Origin of the sequence: Vibrio cholerae ATCC 14035 (genome assembly GCF_000621645.1) — a bacterium.
GTDB classification, from domain to species: Bacteria; Pseudomonadota; Gammaproteobacteria; order Enterobacterales; family Vibrionaceae; genus Vibrio; species Vibrio cholerae.
Map to the genome: position 1 here is coordinate 82,177 of NZ_JHXR01000003.1, position 22,083 is coordinate 104,259.

At 50.1% G+C, this 22,083-nt stretch carries 15 protein-coding genes and 1 other RNA gene; 15 read left to right on the forward strand and 1 reads right to left on the reverse strand.

The features are described 5' to 3' along the window. Nucleotides 1-18: 18 nt before the first annotated feature. Genes xerD through recJ form a run of 3 tightly spaced genes read left to right on the forward strand, consistent with a single transcriptional unit; the run spans nucleotide 19 to nucleotide 3,494 of the window. Complete coding sequence (gene xerD / locus T411_RS0103895) at nucleotides 19-927, forward strand: site-specific tyrosine recombinase XerD (RefSeq protein ID WP_001287472.1); 909 nt, start codon at nucleotides 19-21, stop codon at nucleotides 925-927. A 16-nt stretch (nucleotides 928-943) separates the two neighbouring features. Next, nucleotides 944-1,696: a bifunctional protein-disulfide isomerase/oxidoreductase DsbC gene (gene dsbC, locus T411_RS0103900; protein ID WP_000115055.1), complete on the forward strand. Its 753-nt coding sequence runs from the start codon at nucleotides 944-946 to the stop codon at nucleotides 1,694-1,696. A 58-nt stretch (nucleotides 1,697-1,754) separates the two neighbouring features. After that, nucleotides 1,755-3,494, forward strand: a complete 1,740-nt coding sequence (gene recJ, locus T411_RS0103905; RefSeq protein WP_000570154.1) for a single-stranded-DNA-specific exonuclease RecJ — start codon at nucleotides 1,755-1,757, stop codon at nucleotides 3,492-3,494. A gap of 44 nt (nucleotides 3,495-3,538) precedes the next feature. Here recJ and T411_RS0103910 read toward each other — a convergent pair whose 3' ends face one another. Further along, nucleotides 3,539-5,443 (reverse strand): bifunctional metallophosphatase/5'-nucleotidase, encoded by a 1,905-nt coding sequence (locus T411_RS0103910; RefSeq protein WP_000751250.1) that lies wholly within the window; start codon nucleotides 5,441-5,443, stop codon nucleotides 3,539-3,541. 483 nt (nucleotides 5,444-5,926) lie between these two features. Here T411_RS0103910 and pdhR point away from each other — a divergent pair, with 483 nt between their 5' ends. The 12 genes from pdhR (at nucleotide 5,927) to murD (ending at nucleotide 22,079) form a co-directional block, all read left to right on the forward strand. Next, a complete protein-coding gene (gene pdhR / locus T411_RS0103915) occupies nucleotides 5,927-6,697 on the forward strand; it encodes a pyruvate dehydrogenase complex transcriptional repressor PdhR (RefSeq protein ID WP_000331318.1) in 771 nt (256 codons plus the stop codon). Between the two features lie 49 nt (nucleotides 6,698-6,746). After that, complete coding sequence (aceE, locus tag T411_RS0103920) at nucleotides 6,747-9,407, forward strand: pyruvate dehydrogenase (acetyl-transferring), homodimeric type (protein ID WP_001281965.1); 2,661 nt, start codon at nucleotides 6,747-6,749, stop codon at nucleotides 9,405-9,407. Nucleotides 9,408-9,425: 18 nt separating this feature from the next. After that, nucleotides 9,426-11,321 carry a pyruvate dehydrogenase complex dihydrolipoyllysine-residue acetyltransferase gene (aceF, locus tag T411_RS0103925; RefSeq protein ID WP_000963632.1) on the forward strand — a complete coding sequence of 632 codons (1,896 nt, stop codon included), beginning with the start codon at nucleotides 9,426-9,428 and terminating at the stop codon, nucleotides 11,319-11,321. A gap of 267 nt (nucleotides 11,322-11,588) precedes the next feature. Further along, nucleotides 11,589-13,016 carry a dihydrolipoyl dehydrogenase gene (lpdA, locus tag T411_RS0103930; RefSeq protein ID WP_000031534.1) on the forward strand — a complete coding sequence of 476 codons (1,428 nt, stop codon included), beginning with the start codon at nucleotides 11,589-11,591 and terminating at the stop codon, nucleotides 13,014-13,016. 173 nt (nucleotides 13,017-13,189) lie between these two features. Further along, an RNA gene (gene rnpB / locus T411_RS1000000119855) (RNase P RNA component class A) lies at nucleotides 13,190-13,591 on the forward strand. 181 nt (nucleotides 13,592-13,772) lie between these two features. Then, entirely contained in the window at nucleotides 13,773-14,723 is a 951-nt protein-coding gene (gene rsmH, locus T411_RS0103935; protein ID WP_000127220.1) for a 16S rRNA (cytosine(1402)-N(4))-methyltransferase RsmH, read from the forward strand. Between the two features lie 9 nt (nucleotides 14,724-14,732). After that, entirely contained in the window at nucleotides 14,733-15,053 is a 321-nt protein-coding gene (ftsL, locus tag T411_RS0103940; RefSeq protein ID WP_001137975.1) for a cell division protein FtsL, read from the forward strand. After that, nucleotides 15,050-16,792, forward strand: coding sequence for a penicillin-binding protein 3 (locus T411_RS0103945; RefSeq protein ID WP_000725937.1), 1,743 nt, complete (start codon nucleotides 15,050-15,052; stop codon nucleotides 16,790-16,792). The genes ftsL and T411_RS0103945 overlap by 4 nt, the downstream gene beginning before the upstream one ends. A 16-nt stretch (nucleotides 16,793-16,808) precedes the next feature. Further along, nucleotides 16,809-18,296, forward strand: a complete 1,488-nt coding sequence (murE, locus tag T411_RS0103950; RefSeq protein ID WP_001091880.1) for a UDP-N-acetylmuramoyl-L-alanyl-D-glutamate--2,6-diaminopimelate ligase — start codon at nucleotides 16,809-16,811, stop codon at nucleotides 18,294-18,296. Further along, a complete protein-coding gene (locus T411_RS0103955; protein WP_000621833.1) occupies nucleotides 18,293-19,654 on the forward strand; it encodes a UDP-N-acetylmuramoyl-tripeptide--D-alanyl-D-alanine ligase in 1,362 nt (453 codons plus the stop codon). The genes murE and T411_RS0103955 overlap by 4 nt, the downstream gene beginning before the upstream one ends. Beyond that, the gene (gene mraY / locus T411_RS0103960; protein ID WP_000587840.1) at nucleotides 19,651-20,733 is read left to right on the forward strand and encodes a phospho-N-acetylmuramoyl-pentapeptide-transferase; all 1,083 of its coding nucleotides are present in this window, start codon (nucleotides 19,651-19,653) and stop codon (nucleotides 20,731-20,733) included. Before T411_RS0103955 ends, mraY begins: the two co-directional genes overlap by 4 nt. Before the next feature lie 23 nt (nucleotides 20,734-20,756). Continuing rightward, nucleotides 20,757-22,079 (forward strand): UDP-N-acetylmuramoyl-L-alanine--D-glutamate ligase, encoded by a 1,323-nt coding sequence (murD, locus tag T411_RS0103965; RefSeq protein WP_000376400.1) that lies wholly within the window; start codon nucleotides 20,757-20,759, stop codon nucleotides 22,077-22,079. Nucleotides 22,080-22,083 lie beyond the last annotated feature (4 nt).

A 22,083-nucleotide genomic window follows, 5' to 3' on the forward strand; every position in this document is an offset into this window, starting at 1 on the left:
GCTAGAGCTGAGGATAGAGTGAGCGAAGCCTTATCTCCCGACCAAGGGTTGGTGGAACAATTTTTAGATACCATGTGGTTTGAGCGCGGTTTGGCAGAAAATACCGTGGCGTCTTATCGTAATGACTTGAGTAAGCTATTAGAGTGGATGGCGCAGAACCAGTATCGGCTCGATTTTATTAGCTTTGCTGGTTTGCAGGAGTATCAAAGCTGGCTGTCGGAGCAAAATTACAAACCGACCTCGAAAGCGCGCATGTTGTCGGCGATTCGTCGCCTGTTTCAATATCTGCATCGGGAAAAGGTGCGCGCTGATGATCCGAGTGCGCTGTTGGTGAGCCCGAAACTGCCAACGCGCTTACCAAAAGATTTGAGCGAAGCGCAAGTTGAAGCTTTGCTGAGTGCGCCAGATCCGCAAAGTCCACTTGAGCTGCGTGATAAAGCCATGCTGGAATTGCTGTATGCTACGGGACTGCGTGTGACAGAGCTGGTCTCACTGACCATGGAAAACATGAGCTTGCGCCAAGGTGTGGTGCGAGTCATGGGTAAGGGTGGTAAAGAGCGTTTGGTGCCTATGGGTGAAAATGCCATTGAATGGATTGAAACTTTTTTGCAGCAGGGACGGTCTTTACTGCTAGGGGAGCAGACGTCGGATATCGTTTTCCCCAGTAGCCGCGGTCAGCAGATGACCCGGCAAACCTTCTGGCATCGCATTAAACACTATGCGGTTATTGCAGGAATTGATGTGGAAAAACTCTCGCCGCACGTATTGCGCCATGCGTTTGCCACTCACTTGCTCAATTATGGGGCCGATCTGCGCGTAGTGCAGATGTTGCTTGGGCATAGTGATTTATCGACCACACAAATTTATACTCATGTCGCCACTGAGCGGCTTAAACAACTCCACAACGAGCACCATCCAAGGGCTTGAAAATAAGGTGATTTTCATGAGCGTACTGCGCCGACTAACATGGCTGGCATTTCCTTTACTGAGTATGGCATTCAACGTACAAGCGAACACTGCACCAGCACAATTGAATAAAGCCGAGCTTGAGCAGCGCTTTGCCAAACTCGGATTGCAAGTGGAAGAGATAAAAACCTCTGATATCAATGGCTTGCTTGAAGTGCAAACGTCTGGTGGTGTGTTGTTCTCTTCGCCTGATGGTGAGCACTTTATCGCGGGTACTCTGTATGCGCTGGATGGTAATGGCGGTTATGTTGATGTGCTGGCTAAACGCCAAGCGCCACTCAACGCCAAGAAAATTGCCGCATTGCAAGACAGCATGATTGAGTTTAAAGCGCCCAATGAGAAATACGCGATCACCGTATTTACCGATATCACGTGTGGTTACTGTGTGCGTCTGCACAGCCAGATCAAAGAGTACAATGATCTCGGCATTACGGTGCGTTATCTCGCCTACCCGCGTCAGGGGCCGCAAGGTCAAGTCGCGGATCAAATGGCGGCCATCTGGTGTTCTAACGATCCGAAAGCGGCGATGCACGATGCGAAAGTGAATCGTAAAACCATTACCGCCGATAAAGATATCGCCCAATGCCAAAAGACCATCGCGCAGCACTATATGCTGGGTCACGAGCTCGGCATTAGCGGTACTCCAGCGATTTTCTTACCCAATGGTGAGATGGTTGGCGGCTATTTGCCTGCGCCGCAATTGCTGCAACGCCTGCAAGCCACACAATAGTTTTTCATTTTCGACTAATTAAGGAAACAGGCCAGAGGCAACTTTGGCCTGTCACAGCATGATAGAAATCCAGCGACGCCCCGAACCTGATCTCTCACTTCTCCCCGACCACATCGACCCACTGTTACGTCGGCTTTACCTGAGCCGTGGTGTAAGCAACGTGGCACAACTTGAAAAAGCCGCCAAAGCGCTGCACTCATTCAAGCAGTTACATGGTATTGATCGTGCGGTTGAGTTGCTGTTCGCAGCGATTGCTGAGCAAAAACGCATCATAGTCGTCGGTGATTTTGATGCCGATGGCGCAACCAGTTCGGCACTTTCCGTGCTCGCGCTGCGTATGCTCGGTAGTCGTAATGTCGATTACTTAGTGCCAAACCGTTTTGAAGATGGTTATGGTCTGAGCCCTGAAGTGGTTGATCAAGCGATTGAGCGTGGCGCAGAGATGATCATGACCGTGGATAACGGCGTTTCATCACTGGAAGGGGTGCGTTACGCCAAACAGAAAGGGCTGCAAGTGGTGGTCACCGATCATCACTTACCGGGACAAGAACTCCCTGAAGTCGATGCCATGGTAAACCCGAACTTGCAGCAGTGTGCTTTTCCTTCTAAGGCGCTGGCTGGGGTGGGGGTTGCTTTCTATTTGATGATGGCACTTTGTGTGCACATGCGTCAGCAAGGTTGGTTTGCCGCGCAAGGCATGGTTGAACCGAAATTGATGGAACTGATCGATTTAGTGGCACTCGGTACGGTCGCCGATGTGGTGCCACTGGATGACAACAATCGTATTTTGGTGCACCAAGGTTTGCAGCGTATTCGTGCGGGTTTAGCGCGCCCCGGTATTCAAGCTCTGATTGAAGTCGCCAAACGGGATGCGCGCCGTTTGGTCGCTGCTGATTTTGGCTTTGCGCTTGGACCACGGATTAACGCCGCAGGGCGTTTGGATGATATGTCGTTCGGCGTTGAACTTTTGCTGTGTAACAACATTCACGCTGCGCGGCGTATGGCGAGTGAGCTGGACGGCCTCAATCAAACCCGAAAAGAGATTGAAGAGGGGATGAAGCAAGAGGCGGTCGCGTTTTGTGAGCGTTTGCAACTGAGCGATGATCGCGAGCTGCCTTACGGTTTAGTGCTGTTTCAGCGCGATTGGCACCAAGGGGTGATCGGCATTCTTGCTTCGCGCATCAAAGAGAAATACCACCGACCCGTGATTGCGTTTGCTGAAGGTGGTGATGGCAAGCTAAAAGGTTCATGTCGCTCGGTTCCCGGTCTGCATATGCGTGATGCACTAGATAAAATTGATACGCAAAACCCGGGCATCATACTCAAATTTGGTGGTCACGCGATGGCGGCTGGATTAACCATTGAAGAGCAAAATTTTGAACATTTTTGCCGATTGTTTGACCAGCTAGTGCGTGAAGAGCTGGATGAAGCAGCACTCCAAGGCATCATCCTCAGCGATGGCGAACTGAAACCGGAAGAGTTTTCGCTGCATACCGCCGAATTACTGCGTGCCGGTGGCCCGTGGGGGCAAGCGTTTCCTGAACCCCTATTTGATGGTGAATTTAAAGTGCTGCACCAAAAACTGGTTGGCGAAAAACACCTCAAACTGATGCTTGAGCCGCTGTATAAAGGCTTTCCAACCAATGTGATGATCGACGGGATTGCGTTTAATGTCGACCTACGCCGCTGGCCGGATGTCTCAGTCAAAACGGTACGTTTGGCGTACAAACTCGACATCAACGAGTTTCGCGGTAATCAATCATTGCAACTCATGATTGATTATCTGGAAGCGAAATGATTGAAAACAACGCCCTCTCTCATAAAAAGAGGGCGTTTTCGTTATTAAGGATTAAGTGCTTCCAACAAAATCAGTTCACGTTTTAGCGTGGTTTTTTCATTCTCTGGCGCACTTTCTAGGCGCGATAGGCGCTGCGTAATCGCCGCGTTTTTCGCTTCTGAGTTTTTCAAAATCAGGTCTTGGACATTAATTGATTCAATATTGGTGTAACGGCCATCAGCGCTGGCAGGGACATCCATTTTTCCACTATTAATCAGCTCTTTAACGATCTCCCGTTCCTTCTCAAATCCTTCTAAACCAGACAGTTTCCAGCGTTGCATCGGTTTACCTTCATACTTACCTTGCTTTTGCTCGGTGAGGTATCGAATGGTGAGGTTGCGAATCGTGCCTTGTTCTTCACCGTATTCGGCTTCAGTGTCAAACAGCACTGGGAATTGTTGTCCTTCCAGTACGCCGCCTTTCTTAGTGAGATGCCCCATACGGTAGCTATTCATGCCTAGACGAATTTCACTGTTGTCCTTTACTGGTGTGCCATCTGCAAATTTTAAGTCGGTAATACGTTCACCTGCTGGCTGAGTCAGATCGATGGTGTAAGTGACTCCCGCAAAAAAATCGTTAGTGGAGTATTTTGATGCACGACGTTCAGGGTTAAAGCTGTAAGTGACGTCACCGGGCTTGACGGAGTTGAAGTAGCCTGCCGACCATTCCATATATTGTTTCAACTCTTTGCCTGTCATTTGGTAAACCGTAATTTCACCGCCAGCATATTGGTAGTTGTAGGCGATGTCTTTGGCTTTGATCGAGCCAACGTCTAACTTGGCATTGTCGTTATCAATTTGCAGCGCAATCACATTGGCTTTGGGCGCATAGAAAAAGCTGGCTTCTTGGAATAGAGCACTGATGCCTGTGTCTTGCACATGCACTTGTGGGATGCCACGAATTTCGTTTTCTGGCACCAAGTTCACCCCACTCAGTTGGGCAATTTCGCGGTTCGCCATTTCACGTAAGCGTTTATGGTAAGGCTCGTAGAGCGACTCCATTCTGCTGTCAGAGGTAATGTCTTTGATTTTGTAGGTCAGACTATCTTTATTGATGAGAGTGAACTTGCCATTTTGCTCTTCAAATTGCAGGTCGATACGCGATAGCGCACGGCCGTATTTGTCAGGCTCGGTGATGATCACGCCATTTACCACGGCTTTATCAATCAGCGTATGCATGTGACCTGCTACAATCGCATCGAGCTCAGGGTTGCCGTTAGCTATGTCAGTAACACCGGTATTGGTGATGTCGTTTTCATTCTCAATCCCCATGTGTGCCACTAATACAATCGCATCTACCTGCGGATCAATTTGTTTGATGATCTTTTGCACTTCGAGAGTTGGGTTAGTGAAGGTCATGCCTTCGAGCCGATTTGTCCCTTCAGCAAACACTTGGGTCATTGGAGTATCCATACCGATCACCCCAATCTTGATGCCACCACGTTCAATAATGGTGTAACCGGGTAGGAAAGGATTACCATCAGGACGTTGGATGTTACCCGCCAGAGAGCGCCCTTTAAATTGAGTTAAGGATCGATTAAGAACTTTGAGACCAAAGTCGAACTCATGATTACCGAGAACCCAAACGTCGTACTTCATTTCGTTGAAGCCCAGCATCATCGGATCAATCGCTTCATCTTTGAAGGTTTCAACAAAGTTGCCCTGAATGGTGTCGCCCGCATCAACCAAAATTACGTTAGGTTGCTCTTGGCGGATGGTTTTCACCTTGGTGGCAATTTGGCTCAAGCTGCCACTTAGATTGAGTTTATCCGCAGAGTAATCCCAAGGCATGAAATGGCCGTGCAGATCTGAAGTACCCAAAATGGTGACATTATGGATATCTCCATTGGCGGCCAAGGCCGGAAAAGCAAAGGAGAGCGCGATAGCGCTGGTTAAGATTGTTTTTTTCATTGTCAGTCACGTTATCAGTTAAAACCCCATGCATACTAACTAATTGAATAATAACTAAATGTGATTGGTGTTGGTAAAACAATGAAATGGCCTAATAGTTTGCATTGAGTTGTGAGATTTGAGCAACTTTATAGCGACGAAGATGATCCTATGTCCTCCTTCTCAACTGGATTTAGCGCCTCGCTAAAAAATCAGAAATATTTATCTTGCTAAAAAATCTTCATTTTTCTTCAAAATCAGCAGTGTACTGACACTTCTAGCCCATCAAGTCCCCATCTGTATATGAGTTGTAATTGGTCTGACCAATATTTTTGCTGTTTTAATCAACTATTGTTGCTGGATTGTTAGAGCGTGAGCGGTTCTATGATTTAGGTCAATTTTCGGCTGGACACTGGCGTTTTAATTATGTTAATTTCTGCACCAACTTAAAATTGGTATTACCAATTGCCAGCAAGAAGAATAAGAGTAGAAGAACAATAAATTATGGCTTATCAAAGGATCCGTCAGCCAAAGCTCTCCGATGTGATTGAACAAGAACTGGAGAGACTGATAGTGGAAGGAACACTCTCACCCGGTCAGCAACTTCCTCCGGAACGCGAACTGGCCAAACAGTTTGAAGTGTCTCGCCCCTCGATCAGAGAAGCCATACAACGCTTGGAAGCCAAACGCTTGCTTACCCGCCGTCAAGGTGGCGGTACATTCGTTAGTGACCGAATTTGGCAGAGCTTTTCTGATCCTCTGCTAAATTTATTGTCTAGCCACTCCGAAACTCAACTGGATCTGCTGGAAGCGCGTCATGCGCTGGAAGGTATTTGCGCCTATTTTGCGGCGTTGCGTGGTACCGAAGAAGATTTTGCTCGTATTCAGCACTGTGTCACGCGTATCGCGGAGGCTCAGGCATTGAATAATGTGGATGAAGAAGCAGAGCGGGTGATGGCCTTTTTGATTGCCATTACTGAAGCGGCGCACAACGTTGTGCTTCTGCACATCGTACGCAGCTTGAGTCCACTGCTTGAGCAGAATATTCGTCAGAATTTTAAACTCTTACATCGCCGCCCTGAAGCGGTAGAGAAAGTAAGCAAACACCGGGCTAACATTGTGGATGCGATTGTTTCGGGTCAGCCGGAAAAGGCACGTGAAATGTCCCATTCTCACTTAGCTTATATCGAAGAAACGTTGTTGGATTTGACTCGTGAACAGACTCGCCGTGAGCGATCTCTGCGTCGAATTCAACAAGGTAATGAGCCGCAATAGCGGCCATTGCGATTCAACTTAAATCCAACCAACAGAAGGATAGATCGCCATGTCTGACATGAAGCATGACGTAGATGCACTGGAAACTCAGGAGTGGCTTGCTGCCCTTGAATCCGTTGTCCGTGAAGAAGGCGTAGAGCGTGCGCAGTACCTGCTTGAACAAGTACTGGAAAAAGCGCGTTTGGATGGGGTAGACATGCCAACAGGCGTGACCACCAACTACATCAACACGATTCCTGCGGCGCAGGAGCCTGCTTACCCAGGTGACACCACGATCGAACGTCGTATCCGTTCAATCATTCGCTGGAACGCGATCATGATCGTGCTGCGTGCATCGAAGAAAGATCTGGAACTGGGTGGCCACATGGCTTCTTTCCAATCTTCCGCTGCTTTCTACGAAACCTGTTTCAACCACTTCTTCCGTGCTCCAAACGAGAAAGACGGTGGCGACTTGGTTTACTATCAAGGTCACATCTCTCCAGGGATCTACGCGCGTGCTTTCGTTGAAGGCCGTTTGACCGAAGAGCAACTGGACAACTTCCGTCAGGAAGTGGATGGCAAAGGTCTTCCTTCTTACCCACACCCGAAATTGATGCCTGAATTCTGGCAATTCCCAACCGTATCTATGGGTCTGGGTCCAATTTCTGCGATTTATCAAGCTCGTTTCCTGAAGTATCTGAATGGTCGTGGCCTGAAAGACACCACGGCACAGCGCGTATACGCCTTCCTTGGTGACGGTGAGATGGACGAGCCAGAATCACGCGGCGCGATCTCTTTTGCTGCGCGTGAGAAGCTGGATAACCTGTGCTTCCTGATCAACTGTAACCTGCAACGTCTGGACGGCCCTGTTATGGGTAACGGCAAGATCATCCAAGAACTGGAAGGTCTGTTCCGTGGCGCAGGCTGGAACGTTGTGAAAGTAATCTGGGGTAATGGCTGGGACAAACTACTGGCGAAAGATACCACAGGTAAACTGCTGCAACTGATGAACGAAACCATCGACGGCGACTACCAAACGTTCAAAGCGAAAGATGGCGCTTACGTTCGTGAGCACTTCTTCGGTAAGTACCCAGAGACTGCAGCACTGGTTGCTGACATGACTGACGATGAGATCTTCGCTCTGAAACGCGGTGGTCACGAATCATCTAAACTGTACGCGGCGTTCAAGAACGCTCAAGACACCAAAGGTCGTCCAACCGTTATCCTAGCGAAAACCGTTAAAGGTTACGGCATGGGTGATGCGGCAGAAGGTAAGAACATTGCGCACCAAGTGAAGAAGATGGATATGACCCATGTTCTGGCGATGCGTAACCGTCTAGGCCTGCAAGATCTGATCTCTGATGAAGAAGTGAAGAACCTGCCGTACCTGAAACTGGAAGAAGGCTCAAAAGAGTTTGAATACCTGCACGCTCGTCGTAAAGCACTGCATGGTTACACACCTCAGCGTCTACCTAACTTCACGGGTGAGTTAGTGATCCCTGCGCTGGAAGAGTTCAAGCCACTGCTGGAAGAGCAGAGTCGCGAAATTTCTTCAACTATGGCGTATGTACGTACTCTGAACATCCTGCTGAAAGATAAGAACATTGGTCAAAACATCGTTCCTATCATCGCGGACGAAGCGCGTACGTTCGGTATGGAAGGTCTGTTCCGTCAAATCGGTATCTACAACCCGCATGGTCAGAACTACACTCCACAAGATCGCGATATCGTTTCTTACTACAAAGAAGCGACGTCAGGTCAGGTACTGCAAGAAGGTATCAACGAGCTGGGTGCCATGTCATCTTGGGTTGCGGCGGCAACGTCATACAGCACCAACAACCTGCCGATGATCCCGTTCTACATCTACTACTCTATGTTCGGTTTCCAACGTGTTGGCGACATGGCGTGGATGGCGGGCGACCAACAAGCGCGTGGCTTCCTACTGGGTGCTACTGCGGGTCGTACCACGCTGAACGGTGAAGGTCTACAGCACGAAGATGGTCACTCGCACATTCTGGCGGGCACAGTACCAAACTGTATCTCTTACGATCCAACCTTCGCTTACGAAGTTGCGGTAATCCTGCAAGATGGTATCCGTCGCATGTACGGTGAGCAAGAGAACGTGTTCTACTACCTGACACTGATGAACGAAAGCTACGCTCACCCAGCAATGCCTGCTGGCGCTGAAGAAGGTATCCGTAAAGGTATCTACAAGCTAGAAACGCACGCTGGTAACAAAGCAAAAGTTCAACTGATGAGCTCAGGCACCATCATGAACGAAGTACGTAAAGCGGCACAAATTCTGAGTGAAGAGTACGGCGTAGCGTCTGACGTTTACTCTGTGACTTCATTCAACGAGCTGGCGCGTGATGGCCAAGCGTGTGATCGTTTCAACATGCTGCACCCAGAAGCAGAGGTGAAAGTACCTTACATCGCACAAGTGATGGGTACTGAGCCTGCTATCGCAGCGACTGACTACATGAAGAACTACGCGGATCAAGTACGTGCGTTCATTCCTGCACAGTCTTACAAAGTGCTGGGTACGGATGGTTTCGGCCGCTCAGACAGCCGTGAAAACCTACGTCGTCACTTTGAAGTGAATGCTGGCTACGTGGTAGTTGCAGCGCTGAATGAACTGGCAAAACGTGGTGAAGTTGAGAAGTCTGTGGTTGCAGCAGCAATCAAGAAATTCGACATCGATACTGAAAAAACCAACCCGCTGTACGCTTAATTGAAGGTAGGAAAAGTAATGGCAATCGAAATTTATGTACCTGACATCGGTGCGGATGAGGTTGAAGTCACTGAGATTCTCGTCAAAGTCGGCGACAAAGTGGCTGAAGAGCAATCTCTGATCACGGTTGAAGGCGACAAAGCTTCTATGGAAGTTCCTGCGTCTCAAGCGGGTATCGTTAAAGAGATCAAAGTAGTGGCAGGTGACAAAGTGTCTACTGGCTCTCTGATCATGGTCTTTGAAGCGGAAGGTGCAGCAGCGGCAGCACCAGCTCCTGCGCCTCAAGCGGCAGCACCAGTTGCTGCGGCTCCAGCGGCCGCTGCACTGAAAGAAGTGCAAGTACCAGACATTGGCGGTGATGAAGTTGAAGTGACTGAAATCATGGTCAAAGTGGGCGATGTGGTTGCGGAAGAGCAATCTCTGATCACCGTTGAAGGCGACAAAGCGTCAATGGAAGTACCTGCACCTTTCGCTGGTACGGTTAAAGAGATCAAAATCGCTGCGGGCGACAAAGTATCAACAGGTTCACTGATCATGGTGTTTGAAGTAGCCGGTGCTGCGCCAGTTGCAGCACCAGTTCAAGCTGCGGCACCAGCGGCAGCTGCTGCTCCAGCTGTTGCAGCACTGAAAGAAGTTCAAGTACCTGATATCGGCGGTGACGAAGTGACCGTAACGGAAATCATGGTTAACGTGGGCGACAGCATCAGCGAAGAGCAATCTCTGATCACCGTAGAAGGCGATAAGGCTTCTATGGAAGTACCAGCACCTTTTGCTGGAACTCTCAAAGAGATCAAAGTGGCTGCAGGCGATAAAGTGAAAACAGGTTCGCTGATCATGGTGTTTGAAGTTGCTGGCGCAGCGCCAGTCGCGGCACCAGTTCAAGCAGCACCAGCACCAGCACCTGCGGCAGCGCCTGCTCAAGCAGCAGCTCCTGCGGCGGCTGCACCTGCAACAAGTGGTGAATTCCAAGAAAACCATGAGTACTCACACGCTTCTCCAGTCGTGCGTCGTCTGGCTCGTGAATTTGGTGTTAACCTAGCCAAAGTCAAAGGCTCTGGCCGCAAGAACCGTATCCTGAAAGAAGACGTACAGAACTACGTGAAAGAAGCGCTGAAACGTCTGGAATCTGGCGCGCAAGCGGCGGCTTCAGGTAAAGGTGATGGCGCAGCGCTGGGCTTACTGCCTTGGCCAAAAGTGGACTTCAGCAAGTTCGGTGATACCGAAGTGCAACCACTGTCTCGCATCAAGAAAATCTCGGGTGCTAACCTGCACCGTAACTGGGTGATGATCCCGCACGTGACCCAATGGGACAATGCAGACATCACTGAGCTAGAGAAATTCCGTCAAGAGCAAAACGCGATGGAAGCGAAGCGCGACACTGGCATGAAGATCACTCCGCTGGTGTTCATCATGAAAGCCGCTGCGAAAGCGCTGGAAGCTTTCCCTGCGTTCAACTCTTCTCTGTCTGACGATGGCGAAAGCTTGATCCTGAAGAAATACGTGAACATCGGTATTGCAGTGGATACACCAAATGGTCTGGTGGTTCCTGTGTTTAAAGATGTGAACAAGAAAGGCATCTACGAGCTGTCAAAAGAGCTGGCTGAAGTCTCGAAGAAAGCCCGTGGCGGTAAGCTGACTGCCGCTGACATGCAAGGTGGCTGTTTCACTATCTCTAGCCTAGGCGGTATTGGCGGTACAGCGTTTACCCCAATCGTTAACGCACCTGAAGTGGCTATTTTGGGTGTGTCTAAGTCTGAGATGAAGCCAGTGTGGAACGGCAAAGAGTTCGCGCCACGTCTGCAACTGCCACTGTCACTGTCTTACGATCACCGCGTGATCGACGGTGCAGAAGGTGCACGCTTCATTACTTACCTGAACGAGTGTCTAAGCGACATCCGTCGTCTGGTACTGTAAGCGCATTCTCGGGTGGCGAAAGCCACCCGATTTAATGGTTATCTCCCAATTTGACGTTGAAACTGATTTTCCGTTGAATTGTTGTCTAGCTCACAGGCTACATGGATTTACTTTTCACACCATTAACATCTCTGTAAACTGTTGCGGTCTGAAAGTAATCGTTTTACATGCTTGATTTGAAACATTCGTTTTTGATTCGTTTGTAAATAAAACAACTAGATAGAACACCCATCAGCCTGTTAGGGATATTGACTACAAGAGGTCGAAATGAGCAAAGAAATTAAAGCCCAAGTCGTGGTGCTTGGTGCCGGTCCTGCTGGTTACTCCGCCGCATTCCGCTGTGCAGACTTAGGTCTGGATACCGTCATCATCGAACGTTACAACACGCTAGGTGGTGTGTGTTTGAACGTTGGTTGTATTCCTTCTAAAGCACTGCTGCACGTGGCAAAAGTGATTGAAGAAGCCAAAGCGCTGACTGAGCACGGTATCGTGTTTGGCGAGCCAAAGACAGACATCGACAAAGTTCGTCTGTGGAAAGAAAAAGTGATCAATCAGCTGACCGGTGGTCTGGCTGGTATGGCAAAAATGCGTAAAGTGAACGTAGTGAACGGCTACGGTAAATTCACCGGCCCGAACACTATTGAAGTGGAAGGCGAAGAGGGCAAAACTGTCGTAACTTTCGATAACGCGATCGTTGCTGCAGGTTCTCGTCCAATCAAACTGCCATTCATTCCGCATGAAGACCCACGTATTTGGGATTCAACTGATGCGCTGGAACTGAAAGAAGTGCCTGGAAAACTGCTGATCATGGGCGGCGGTATCATCGGCCTGGAAATGGCGACCGTTTACCATTCACTGGGTTCTAAAATTGATGTAGTTGAGATGTTTGACCAACTTATCCCTGCTGCGGATAAAGACATGGTTAAAGTCTATACCAAACGCATCAAAGATAAGTTCAACCTGATGCTGGAAACCAAAGTTACCGCCGTTGAAGCGAAAGAAGATGGTATCTACGTTTCAATGGAAGGTAAGAGCGCACCAGCACAAGCTGAGCGTTACGATGCGGTTCTGGTTGCAATTGGCCGTGTACCAAACGGTAAACTACTGGATGCTGAGAAAGCGGGTCTGGAAGTGGACGAGCGTGGCTTTATCCGCGTGGATAAGCAAATGCGCACTAACGTTCCGCACATCTTCGCGATCGGTGACATCGTGGGTCAACCAATGCTAGCACATAAAGGCGTGCATGAAGGCCACGTAGCGGCAGAAGTGATCTCTGGTAAGAAGCACTACTTCGATCCAAAAGTGATCCCATCCATCGCTTACACTGAGCCAGAAGTGGCTTGGGTTGGTAAGACAGAAAAAGAAGCAAAAGCAGAAGGCATCAACTATGAAGTTGCTACTTTCCCATGGGCAGCCTCTGGCCGTGCGATTGCTTCTGACTGTGCAGACGGTATGACTAAGCTTATCTTCGATAAAGAGACTCATCGTGTGATCGGTGGTGCTATCGTAGGTACTAACGGTGGTGAACTGTTGGGTGAAATCGGTCTGGCGATAGAGATGGGCTGTGATGCAGAAGACATCGCACTGACCATTCATGCTCACCCAACGCTGCATGAGTCTGTGGGTCTGGCCGCTGAAGTCTTCGAAGGCACCATCACTGACCTGCCAAACGCCAAAGCGAAAAAGAAAAAATAATTTCTGATTCACTGGTTTGGTTAAACAGTGTTTGATTGAAGAAACCGCTGCTTGCAGCGGTTTTTTTCGTCTTTGATTCCCAATTGAATGCAAAGTAAGCAGTTAAACCGAGATTTGATACACTGGCCGATTGTTTCTGGACTCTGTTCACACTTCTCGCTACAATCCGCCGCGGAGTTGACTGGGTAGTCGCTGCCTTATTGACGTCCCTTGGCCTATCGCCAGGGAGACTGATAAGGGGGAGGAAAGTCCGGGCTCCATAGAGCAGGGTGCCAGGTAACGCCTGGGGGGCGCAAGCCTACGACAAGTGCAACAGAGAGCAAACCGCCGATGGCCTCTCCTTCGGGATGGGATCAGGTAAGGGTGAAAGGGTGCGGTAAGAGCGCACCGTGCGACTGGCAACAGTTCGTAGCAGGGTAAACTCCACCCGGAGCAAGACCAAATAGGCCTCCACATAGCGTTGCTCGCGTTAGGAGGCGGGTAGGTTGCTTGAGCCAGTGAGTGATTGCTGGCCTAGAGGAATGGCTACTACCGCGCAAGCGGAACAGAACCCGGCTTATACGTCGACTCCACCTATTGCAGACCCATCATAGCCTTGTGTTATGGTGGGTTTTTTGCTTTTTGCTGACTCAGGTCGTAGCAAAACCATTAAACTTAGCGCAAAGTCACGTCCTGTATACGCTTATGGCTAGCGGTAGTGTCTGAAATCGGTACACTAACCCATATGACGGGCATGCCCAGCACAACGAGAAAATCATGACTGCTTCTTTCCAACACATCTCTGTATTATTGAACGAATCGATTGAAGGATTGGCGATCAAGCCGGATGGTATCTACATCGATGGCACCTTTGGCCGCGGTGGTCACAGTCGCACCATTCTCGCTCAGTTAGGCCCAGAAGGTCGTCTGTACAGCATTGACCGTGATCCGCAAGCGATTGCCGAAGCGCAGAAGATTGATGATCCGCGTTTTACCATCGTCCATGGCCCTTTCTCGGGCATTGCCGAATACGCACAGCGTTATGATCTGGTGGGTAAAGTCGATGGTGTGTTGTTCGATCTCGGCGTTTCTTCACCGCAGTTGGATGATGCTGAGCGCGGTTTTAGTTTTATGAAAGATGGTCCACTCGACATGCGTATGGATCCAACCAGTGGTATGCCAGTTTCCGCGTGGTTGGCACAAGCCGACTTGGATGACATCACTTGGGTGATTCGCGAGTTTGGTGAAGATAAACATGCGCGCAGAATAGCTAAAGCCATTGTCGAATATCGGGAAAACGAGCTCAACGAGCCCTTGACGCGTACTAGCCAGTTAGCAAAACTCATCTCCGACGCGGCGCCTAAAAGTTTCAAAGAGAAAAAGCACCCTGCCACCCGCGCTTTTCAAGCTTTTCGGATCTACATCAACAGTGAATTAGAAGAGATTGATACCGCATTGCGCGGCGCTTCTGACATTCTGGCTCCACAAGGCCGCCTGTCCGTGATCAGTTTCCATTCACTAGAAGATCGCATGGTGAAACGCTTTATGCGTAAAGAGAGCCAAGGCCCAGAAGTGCCACACGGCCTTCCTTTGACCCAAGAGCAAATTCGTGCGCTCGGCAGTGCCAAGATGAAAACTGTGGGTAAGGCACTCAAGCCATCGGATCAAGAAGTCGAACTTAACCCGCGTTCACGCAGCTCTGTTCTGCGCGTGGCAGAAAAACTGTAGAGGGTTACTATGCCTCGTCAGTCGCCGCCGAACCTCGCGAAGTTAATTGCCCTCGATCTACTGACGGTAGGTCGGGTGCCCTTGCTGCTTTTAGTGCTGATTTTTAGCTGCGCTATGGGCGTGGTGTTTATGACTCACCATACTAGACAGGCGATCAGTGCTAAAGATCAAGCCTTTATGGAGCGTGAGCGGCTCGATAACGAATGGCGCAACCTGATTTTGGAAGAAACTGCTTTGGCTGAGCACAGCCGAGTACAACAATTAGCAAGAAAAGATCTGGAGATGAAACGTCCAGATTCAGACAAAGAAGTCGTGATCAACCTTAAATGAAGAAGAAAGCCCCAGCCAAAGCCTCCCGAGTTTCTCCCCGTGTTACCACGGCTGAGCCTGCACCTATCTTTATCCGCTGGCGTTTCTATCTGCTGCTGTTTTTTGTGCTAACGGCGTTCTGCGCTTTGGTTGCACGAGTGGCTTATATCCAAATTATTGAACCTGACAATCTGATTAAAGAAGGGGATTTGCGCTCGATTCGCGCCAAAACCTTGCAATCAGCGCGCGGCATTATTTCCGATCGTAATGGCGAAGCGTTAGCGGTGAGTGTGCCAGTCGAAGCGGTCTGGGCCGATCCTGTCGCTATTTATAAAGAAGGCGGTCTGGTTGAGAAAGACCGTTGGTATGCGCTGGCCGATGTGCTCGGACTGGATCGTCAGGAGATGATGAAGAAAATCGAGGATAACCGTTCGCGCCGCTTTATCTATCTGCAACGTCAGGTTAGCCCTGCGATGGCCAAATACATCCGTGAACTCAAATTAGCGGGGATTGGCCTAAAAGAAGAGTCACGCCGCTATTATCCCGCAGGTGAGGTGAGTGCCCACTTAGTCGGGGTGACCGGAATTGATGGCCACGGTCTTGAAGGGGTAGAGCGCAGCTTTGATAGCACCTTAACGGGTGAGTCAGGTAAAAGCGTGACGCGTAAAGATAAGTTCGGGCGAGTGGTGGAAAACATTGCCCTGGAAGAGCGTGAAGAAGGTAAGCCTATCCAGCTCACCATTGACCAGCGCTTACAAGCGATCGCTTTTCGTGCCGTGAAACAGGCGATGGCGGATTATCGTGCGACTTCTGCATCGGCAGTGATGTTGGATGTGAAAACCGGCGCGGTACTGGCGATGGTGAATGCGCCTTCTTACAACCCGAATAATCGCAATGACTGGCAAAGCTTTAAAATGCGTAACCGAGTGATAACCGATGCGTTTGAACCCGGTTCAACGGTTAAGCCTTTTGTGGTCTTGGCGGCGCTCGCCAATGGTATCGCCGACAAAAACACCATCATAGATACCGGAGATGGCACCATGCAGATTGGCGGTAGCCGCGTGCGTGATACCTCCAAAGTTGGCAAAGCCGATCTCACGCTGATTTTGAAAAAGTCGAGCAACATTGGTGTGGCTAAATTAGCCTTAGAAATGCCGTTAGAGGCGTTATTGGGCATGTATAGCTCGGTGGGCTTGGGCGAAATGTCTGGCTTGGATTTGGTGGGCGAAACGATCGGTATTTTCCCGAATCGCCGCCGTTGGTCACAGTTTGAAATCGCCACCTTATCGTTTGGCTATGGTTTGGCGATCACGCCTATTCAGTTGGCTCACGCCTACGCGACCTTAGGCAACCATGGTAAATACCAACCTATTCATATTATTAAAGGTGATCAACATGGCGAGACGCGCCAAGTGGTTGATCCTAAATATGTCAATCAGGTGCTCGAAATGCTGGAAACGGTAACTCAGCCCGGCGGAACGGCAACGCGTGCAGCGGTACCGGGGTATCGTATTGCGGCCAAATCCGGTACGTCACGTAAAGCGATTGCGGGCGGTTATAGTGATGAATATTTTGCCTACACCGCAGGGGTGGCTCCGGTGAGCGACCCAAGAATTTCACTGGTGGTCATGGTCAATGAGCCGCAAGGCGACTCTTACTATGGCGGCGCAGTGGCCGGTCCGGTTTTCTCGGAAATCATGAAGGGCGCATTACAAATCCTCAACATTGCTCCTGATGAAAACCGCTTCCAAAACAAATAATAGTGTGAGACGGAACATGAACACGCATTCAGCGATCTCCGAACTGATCGCGCCATGGCTAGAGCTGACCGACCCTAAGTTGGCCGCGCTGGTCATTACTCATCTTGAACTGGATAGCCGCCTGATTAAATCGGGTGATACCTTTGTGGCTATTCAAGGCCATGCAGTGGATGGTCGCCAATTTATCGATAAAGCCATTGCGCAAGGTGCCAATCTTGTGTTGGCAGAAGCCGATGCTCAGCATCTCAATGGGTGGGTTGAGTATCGTGCTGGTGTCCCCGTCATCTATTTGGCTGAACTTGGTCAACATCTGTCAGAGTTGGCTGGGCGTCTGTATGGCGGCCACCACAATCAACTGATTGGCGTGACGGGCACGAACGGTAAAACCACCATCACCCAGCTGATTGCTCAATGGCTCGAATTGCTCGGTCATAAAGCTGCCGTGATGGGCACCACGGGGAACGGTTTTTTAAATGCGCTTGAACCTGCGGCCAACACCACAGGTAACGCACTGCAAATTCAGGCCACACTGCGCGATTTAGCCGAGCGCGGCGCGCAATATACGGCGCTGGAAACCTCGTCTCATGGTTTAGTGCAAGGGCGCGTGAAAAAGCTCCATTTTGTGGCCGGTGTCTTTTCCAATTTGAGCCGTGACCATTTGGATTATCACGGCACTATGGAGGCTTACGCCGCCGCGAAATTCTCTCTATTTAGTGAGCATGCCTGCCAAAACGCGATTATTAATGTCGATGATGCGGTCGGCGCGCAATGGGTCAAACAATTGCCGCAGGCGATCGGGGTTTCCTTAGTGACGAAACCAAACACAGCGCAAGCCATCTGGGCGCGCGAAGTGGCATACGCTGAAAGCGGTATTACGCTGAACTTTGAGAGTTCGTGGGGAGAAGGCGAATTGCACGCACCACTGATTGGTGAGTTCAATGCCTGTAACTTGTTATTGGCATTGGCAACCTTGCTCAGCTTGGGTTTTGAGAAAAGTGCACTGCTCGCCACTGCGCCAAAGCTGCGTCCAGTCTTAGGACGGATGGAGCTATTCCAACGTGAGCAAAAAGCCAAAATGGTGGTCGATTATGCGCACACGCCGGACGCTTTAGAAAAAGCACTGCGCGCGTTACGTGTACATTGTGCGGGTCAGTTGTGGGCTATTGTGGGGTGTGGCGGCGATCGTGATCGCGGTAAACGTCCGATGATGGCTGCGATTGCTGAGCAGTTTGCCGATCGCGTGATCTTGACCGATGACAACCCACGCAGTGAGTCGCCGCAAGCGATTGTAGCGGATATGGTTGCAGGACTGACTTACCCCGAGCGCGCTCATATCGAACACCACCGTTTCCAAGCCGCGAGTTATGCGCTTCAGCATGCAGGTGCGCAAGACATCATCCTGCTCGCGGGTAAAGGACATGAAGATTATCAGGTGCTGGCCAACGAAACGATTCACTACTCGGATCGTGAAACCGCCCAACAGTTACTGGAGTTACAACCATGATTCGCGTAATGCTTTCTCAGCTCAGCTCAGTATTGAATGCTCGTTTAATTGGTGAGGATCGCGCGGTCAGTGCCGTATCGACGGACAGTCGTGCTATTCCCGCCGAAGCGCTGTTTGTTGCCTTGGTCGGTGAACGTTTTGATGCGCACGATTTTGCCTCTCAAGCGGTAACTGGTGGCGCAGTGGCGCTGTTGGTTGAGCGTGAGCTCGATGCAGAGTGTTCACAACTGGTTGTTGCCGATACCAAACAGGCCTTAGGTCAGCTTGGCTCTTGGGTGCATGCGCAGTGTCAAACGCCTACGGTCGCGATCACCGGAAGTTGTGGCAAAACCACGGTCAAAGAGATGGTGGCCAGCATTTTAAGCCAGAAAGGCCAAGTGCTTTACACGCAAGGAAACTTCAATAACGACATCGGCGTTCCGCTGACTCTGCTGCGCTCAACGACCGAAGATGATTATGCCGTGATTGAATTAGGGGCGAATCATGTAGGTGAAATTGCCTACACCACCGCCTTGGTTAAGCCGGATGTTGCCCTAGTCAACAACGTAGCGGCAGCGCACTTAGAAGGTTTTGGCTCGATGGATGGCGTTAAACGCGCTAAAGGTGAAATCTATCAAGGGTTACAGGCGGGTGCCGTGGCGATTGTTAATTTAGACAGCAACGGTGGTGACTACTGGAAAGCGGTACTGGCGGACAAAACCGTGAAAACATTTTCCGCTACCGATCACAATGCTGACTTTTATCCACGTGATGTGCGGTTAAATGCGCTCGGTATAGCTAGCTTTACTTTGGTTACCCCGGTTGGTGAAGTGGCTGTTGAGTTGGGCATCATGGGCCAACACAACGTGGCCAATGCACTGGCTGCTGCGGCCTTATCACTGGAAATGGGCGCGAGCTTGGCGGAAATTGGTCAAGGTTTAGCGCATTTATCCAAAGTGAAAGGTCGAGTGGATATGGCACCGTTGCGTGACGATATCACGCTTATTGATGACAGCTATAACGCTAGCGTGCCAGCCATGAAAGCGGCGGTGGAGCTGTTAGGCAGCTTTTCCGCTGTACGCTGGTTAATTTTGGGCAATATGGCGGAGTTGGGTGATGAAAGTCTTGCACTTCATCAGCAAGTCGGTGAACATGCTGCACCATTCGGTTTTGAGTTTGTCCTGACGTATGGCAAGGACGCAAAAGTGATCAGCGACCTTTGCCAAGGGCATCACTTTGCTACCCATCAGGACATGATGACATTTATTGAGCAGCACATAGAACAACAACAGGGTCGTACTCAAGTATTGTTGGTGAAAGGTGCCAACAGTGCAGGGATGAGTAAAATTGCCGCTGCTCTCAAGGAGAAATTTGCATGATTATTTGGCTTGCTGAACTGCTCCAGCCATATTTTTCGTTTTTCCGTCTGTTCGAATATCTCTCATTTCGCGCCATTGTCAGCATTCTGACTGCGCTTGGGATCTCGTTGTGGATGGGGCCGCGCATGATTAAGCGCCTACAAATGTTGCAGATTGGGCAAGTAGTGCGTAATGAAGGGCCTGAATCTCACTTCAGTAAACGCGGTACTCCGACCATGGGTGGGGTGATGATCCTTGCCGCGATCACCATCACTGTACTGCTGTGGGCCGACCTGACTAACCCTTATGTTTGGGCTGTGCTTGCGGTACTGCTCGGTTACGGTGCGGTCGGTTTTGTCGATGATTACCGTAAAGTGGTGCGCAAAAATACCGATGGCTTGATCGCGCGCTGGAAATACTTCTGGCAATCTGCGATTGCTTTAGTGGTTGCGTTTGCTCTGTATGCGCACGGCCAAGATACGGCGGCAACGCAGTTGGTGGTCCCTTTCTTTAAAGATGTGATGCCACAGCTGGGCTTGATGTACATAGTGCTGACCTATTTCGTGATTGTTGGTACCAGTAATGCGGTGAACTTGACCGATGGTCTGGATGGCTTGGCGATCATGCCAACCGTATTGGTTGCAGCCGGATTTGCGGCGATTGCATGGGCGACCGGTAACGTTAACTTCGCGAACTATCTGCATATCCCTTATATTCCTCACTCTTCTGAGTTGGTGGTGGTGTGTACCGCGATGGTCGGTGCCGGTTTAGGCTTTTTATGGTTTAACACCTATCCAGCCCAAGTATTTATGGGCGACGTCGGCGCGTTGGCGTTGGGTGGTGCGTTAGGTACGATTGCGGTACTGGTTCGCCAAGAATTTGTGTTGGTGATCATGGGCGGTGTATTCGTGATGGAAACCCTGTCAGTGATTTTGCAAGTTGGTTCTTACAAACTGCGTGGACAACGTATCTTCCGTATGGCACCGATTCACCATCACTACGAATTAAAAGGCTGGCCAGAACCACGTGTGATCGTGCGTTTTTGGGTCATCTCTATCGTTTTAGTATTGATTGGCTTAGCGACACTCAAAGTTCGTTAAGTGGATTAAGGATGTCAATTTCAATGGACCGTTGGCAAGGCATACAACATGTGGTCGTCGTGGGGCTCGGGATTACCGGGCTCTCTGTCGTTAATTATCTGCGAAAATATCATCCGTCGGTAACCGTGCAGGTTATCGATACGCGCGAAATACCACCGGGGCAAGAGCAGCTTTCGTCGGACGTTGCACTGCACCGTGGCGGGTGGAATCTTGAGTGGTTACTCAATGCCGATTTGGTAGTCACCAATCCAGGCATTGCGTTGGCGACGCCGGAAATCCAACAAGTGCTGGCCGCTGGAATTCCTGTTGTCGGTGATATTGAGCTCTTTGCATGGCATGTGGATACACCCGTTATTGCGATCACTGGCTCGAACGGCAAAAGCACCGTCACTGATTTAAGTGGTGTGTTAGCCAATGCTGCTGGTGTGAAGGCCGCGGTAGGCGGCAATATTGGGGTTCCGGCACTGGATCTGATTTCTCCAGACGTTGAACTGTATGTGCTTGAGCTATCAAGCTTCCAATTAGAAACCACCTCTAGTCTAAAACTGAAAGCGGCTGCGTTTCTCAATCTTTCTGAAGATCATATGGATCGTTATCAGGGGATGGGAGATTACCGCCAAGCCAAACTGCGCATTTTCGATCATGCCGAAACCGCAGTGGTGAATGCCGATGATACTCAAACTTTTCCTGACCACGCGGCGCATCTGCAAGTGGTGACGTTTGGTGTCGAGCAAGCTGCACAATTTAGCCTTGCTCAACATCAAGGCCGCGAATACCTTTTTGCGCGCGATGAGGCCGTCATGGCGTGTGCTGAGCTGAGTTTAGTTGGCCGTCATAACGTGACAAACGTACTTACCGTGTTAGCTTTGCTGGATTCAGCCGGAGTAAACTTCCGTTTGGCTTTGGATGCACTCAAGTCTTACACGGGTTTGACACACCGCTGCCAAGTGGTTGCCGATAATCACGGCATCAAGTGGGTCAATGATTCTAAGGCGACCAATGTTGCGAGTACGCTGGCAGCATTGTCGGGATTAAAAATCGAAGGCCAGCTCTATTTGTTGGTTGGTGGCGTAGGTAAAGGGGCGGATTTCACGCCGCTCGCCCCCGTATTGGCGACATTGCCTGTGCAATTGTGCTGCTTTGGTGTGGACGGCCATCAATTTATGCCACTGCACCCTTCGGCTCGGTTTTATGACTCGATGGAGAGCATAATTCGCTCAATTCGCCCGCAATTAAAAAGTGGGGATATGGTGCTGCTCTCTCCCGCTTGTGCGAGCTTTGATCAGTTCAAAAACTTTATGGCGCGTGGGGATATTTTTGCCCAACTCGCTCGGCAATATGCATAAGCGT

What these genes read in the sequence shown, in the direction of transcription:
- pdhR (WP_000331318.1), top strand. Translation starts at nt 5,927, where the DNA reads ATGGCTTATCAAAGGATCCGTCAGCCAAAGCTCTCCGATGTGATTGAA.
- ftsL (WP_001137975.1), top strand. Translation starts at nt 14,733, where the DNA reads ATGCCTCGTCAGTCGCCGCCGAACCTCGCGAAGTTAATTGCCCTCGAT.
- murD (WP_000376400.1), top strand. Translation starts at nt 20,757, where the DNA reads ATGGACCGTTGGCAAGGCATACAACATGTGGTCGTCGTGGGGCTCGGG.
- aceE (WP_001281965.1), top strand. Translation starts at nt 6,747, where the DNA reads ATGTCTGACATGAAGCATGACGTAGATGCACTGGAAACTCAGGAGTGG.
- murE (WP_001091880.1), top strand. Translation starts at nt 16,809, where the DNA reads ATGAACACGCATTCAGCGATCTCCGAACTGATCGCGCCATGGCTAGAG.
- aceF (WP_000963632.1), top strand. Translation starts at nt 9,426, where the DNA reads ATGGCAATCGAAATTTATGTACCTGACATCGGTGCGGATGAGGTTGAA.
- recJ (WP_000570154.1), top strand. Translation starts at nt 1,755, where the DNA reads ATGATAGAAATCCAGCGACGCCCCGAACCTGATCTCTCACTTCTCCCC.
- lpdA (WP_000031534.1), top strand. Translation starts at nt 11,589, where the DNA reads ATGAGCAAAGAAATTAAAGCCCAAGTCGTGGTGCTTGGTGCCGGTCCT.
- rsmH (WP_000127220.1), top strand. Translation starts at nt 13,773, where the DNA reads ATGACTGCTTCTTTCCAACACATCTCTGTATTATTGAACGAATCGATT.
- T411_RS0103945 (WP_000725937.1), top strand. Translation starts at nt 15,050, where the DNA reads ATGAAGAAGAAAGCCCCAGCCAAAGCCTCCCGAGTTTCTCCCCGTGTT.
- T411_RS0103910 (WP_000751250.1), bottom strand. Translation starts at nt 5,443, where the DNA reads ATGAAAAAAACAATCTTAACCAGCGCTATCGCGCTCTCCTTTGCTTTT.
- T411_RS0103955 (WP_000621833.1), top strand. Translation starts at nt 18,293, where the DNA reads ATGATTCGCGTAATGCTTTCTCAGCTCAGCTCAGTATTGAATGCTCGT.
- dsbC (WP_000115055.1), top strand. Translation starts at nt 944, where the DNA reads ATGAGCGTACTGCGCCGACTAACATGGCTGGCATTTCCTTTACTGAGT.
- mraY (WP_000587840.1), top strand. Translation starts at nt 19,651, where the DNA reads ATGATTATTTGGCTTGCTGAACTGCTCCAGCCATATTTTTCGTTTTTC.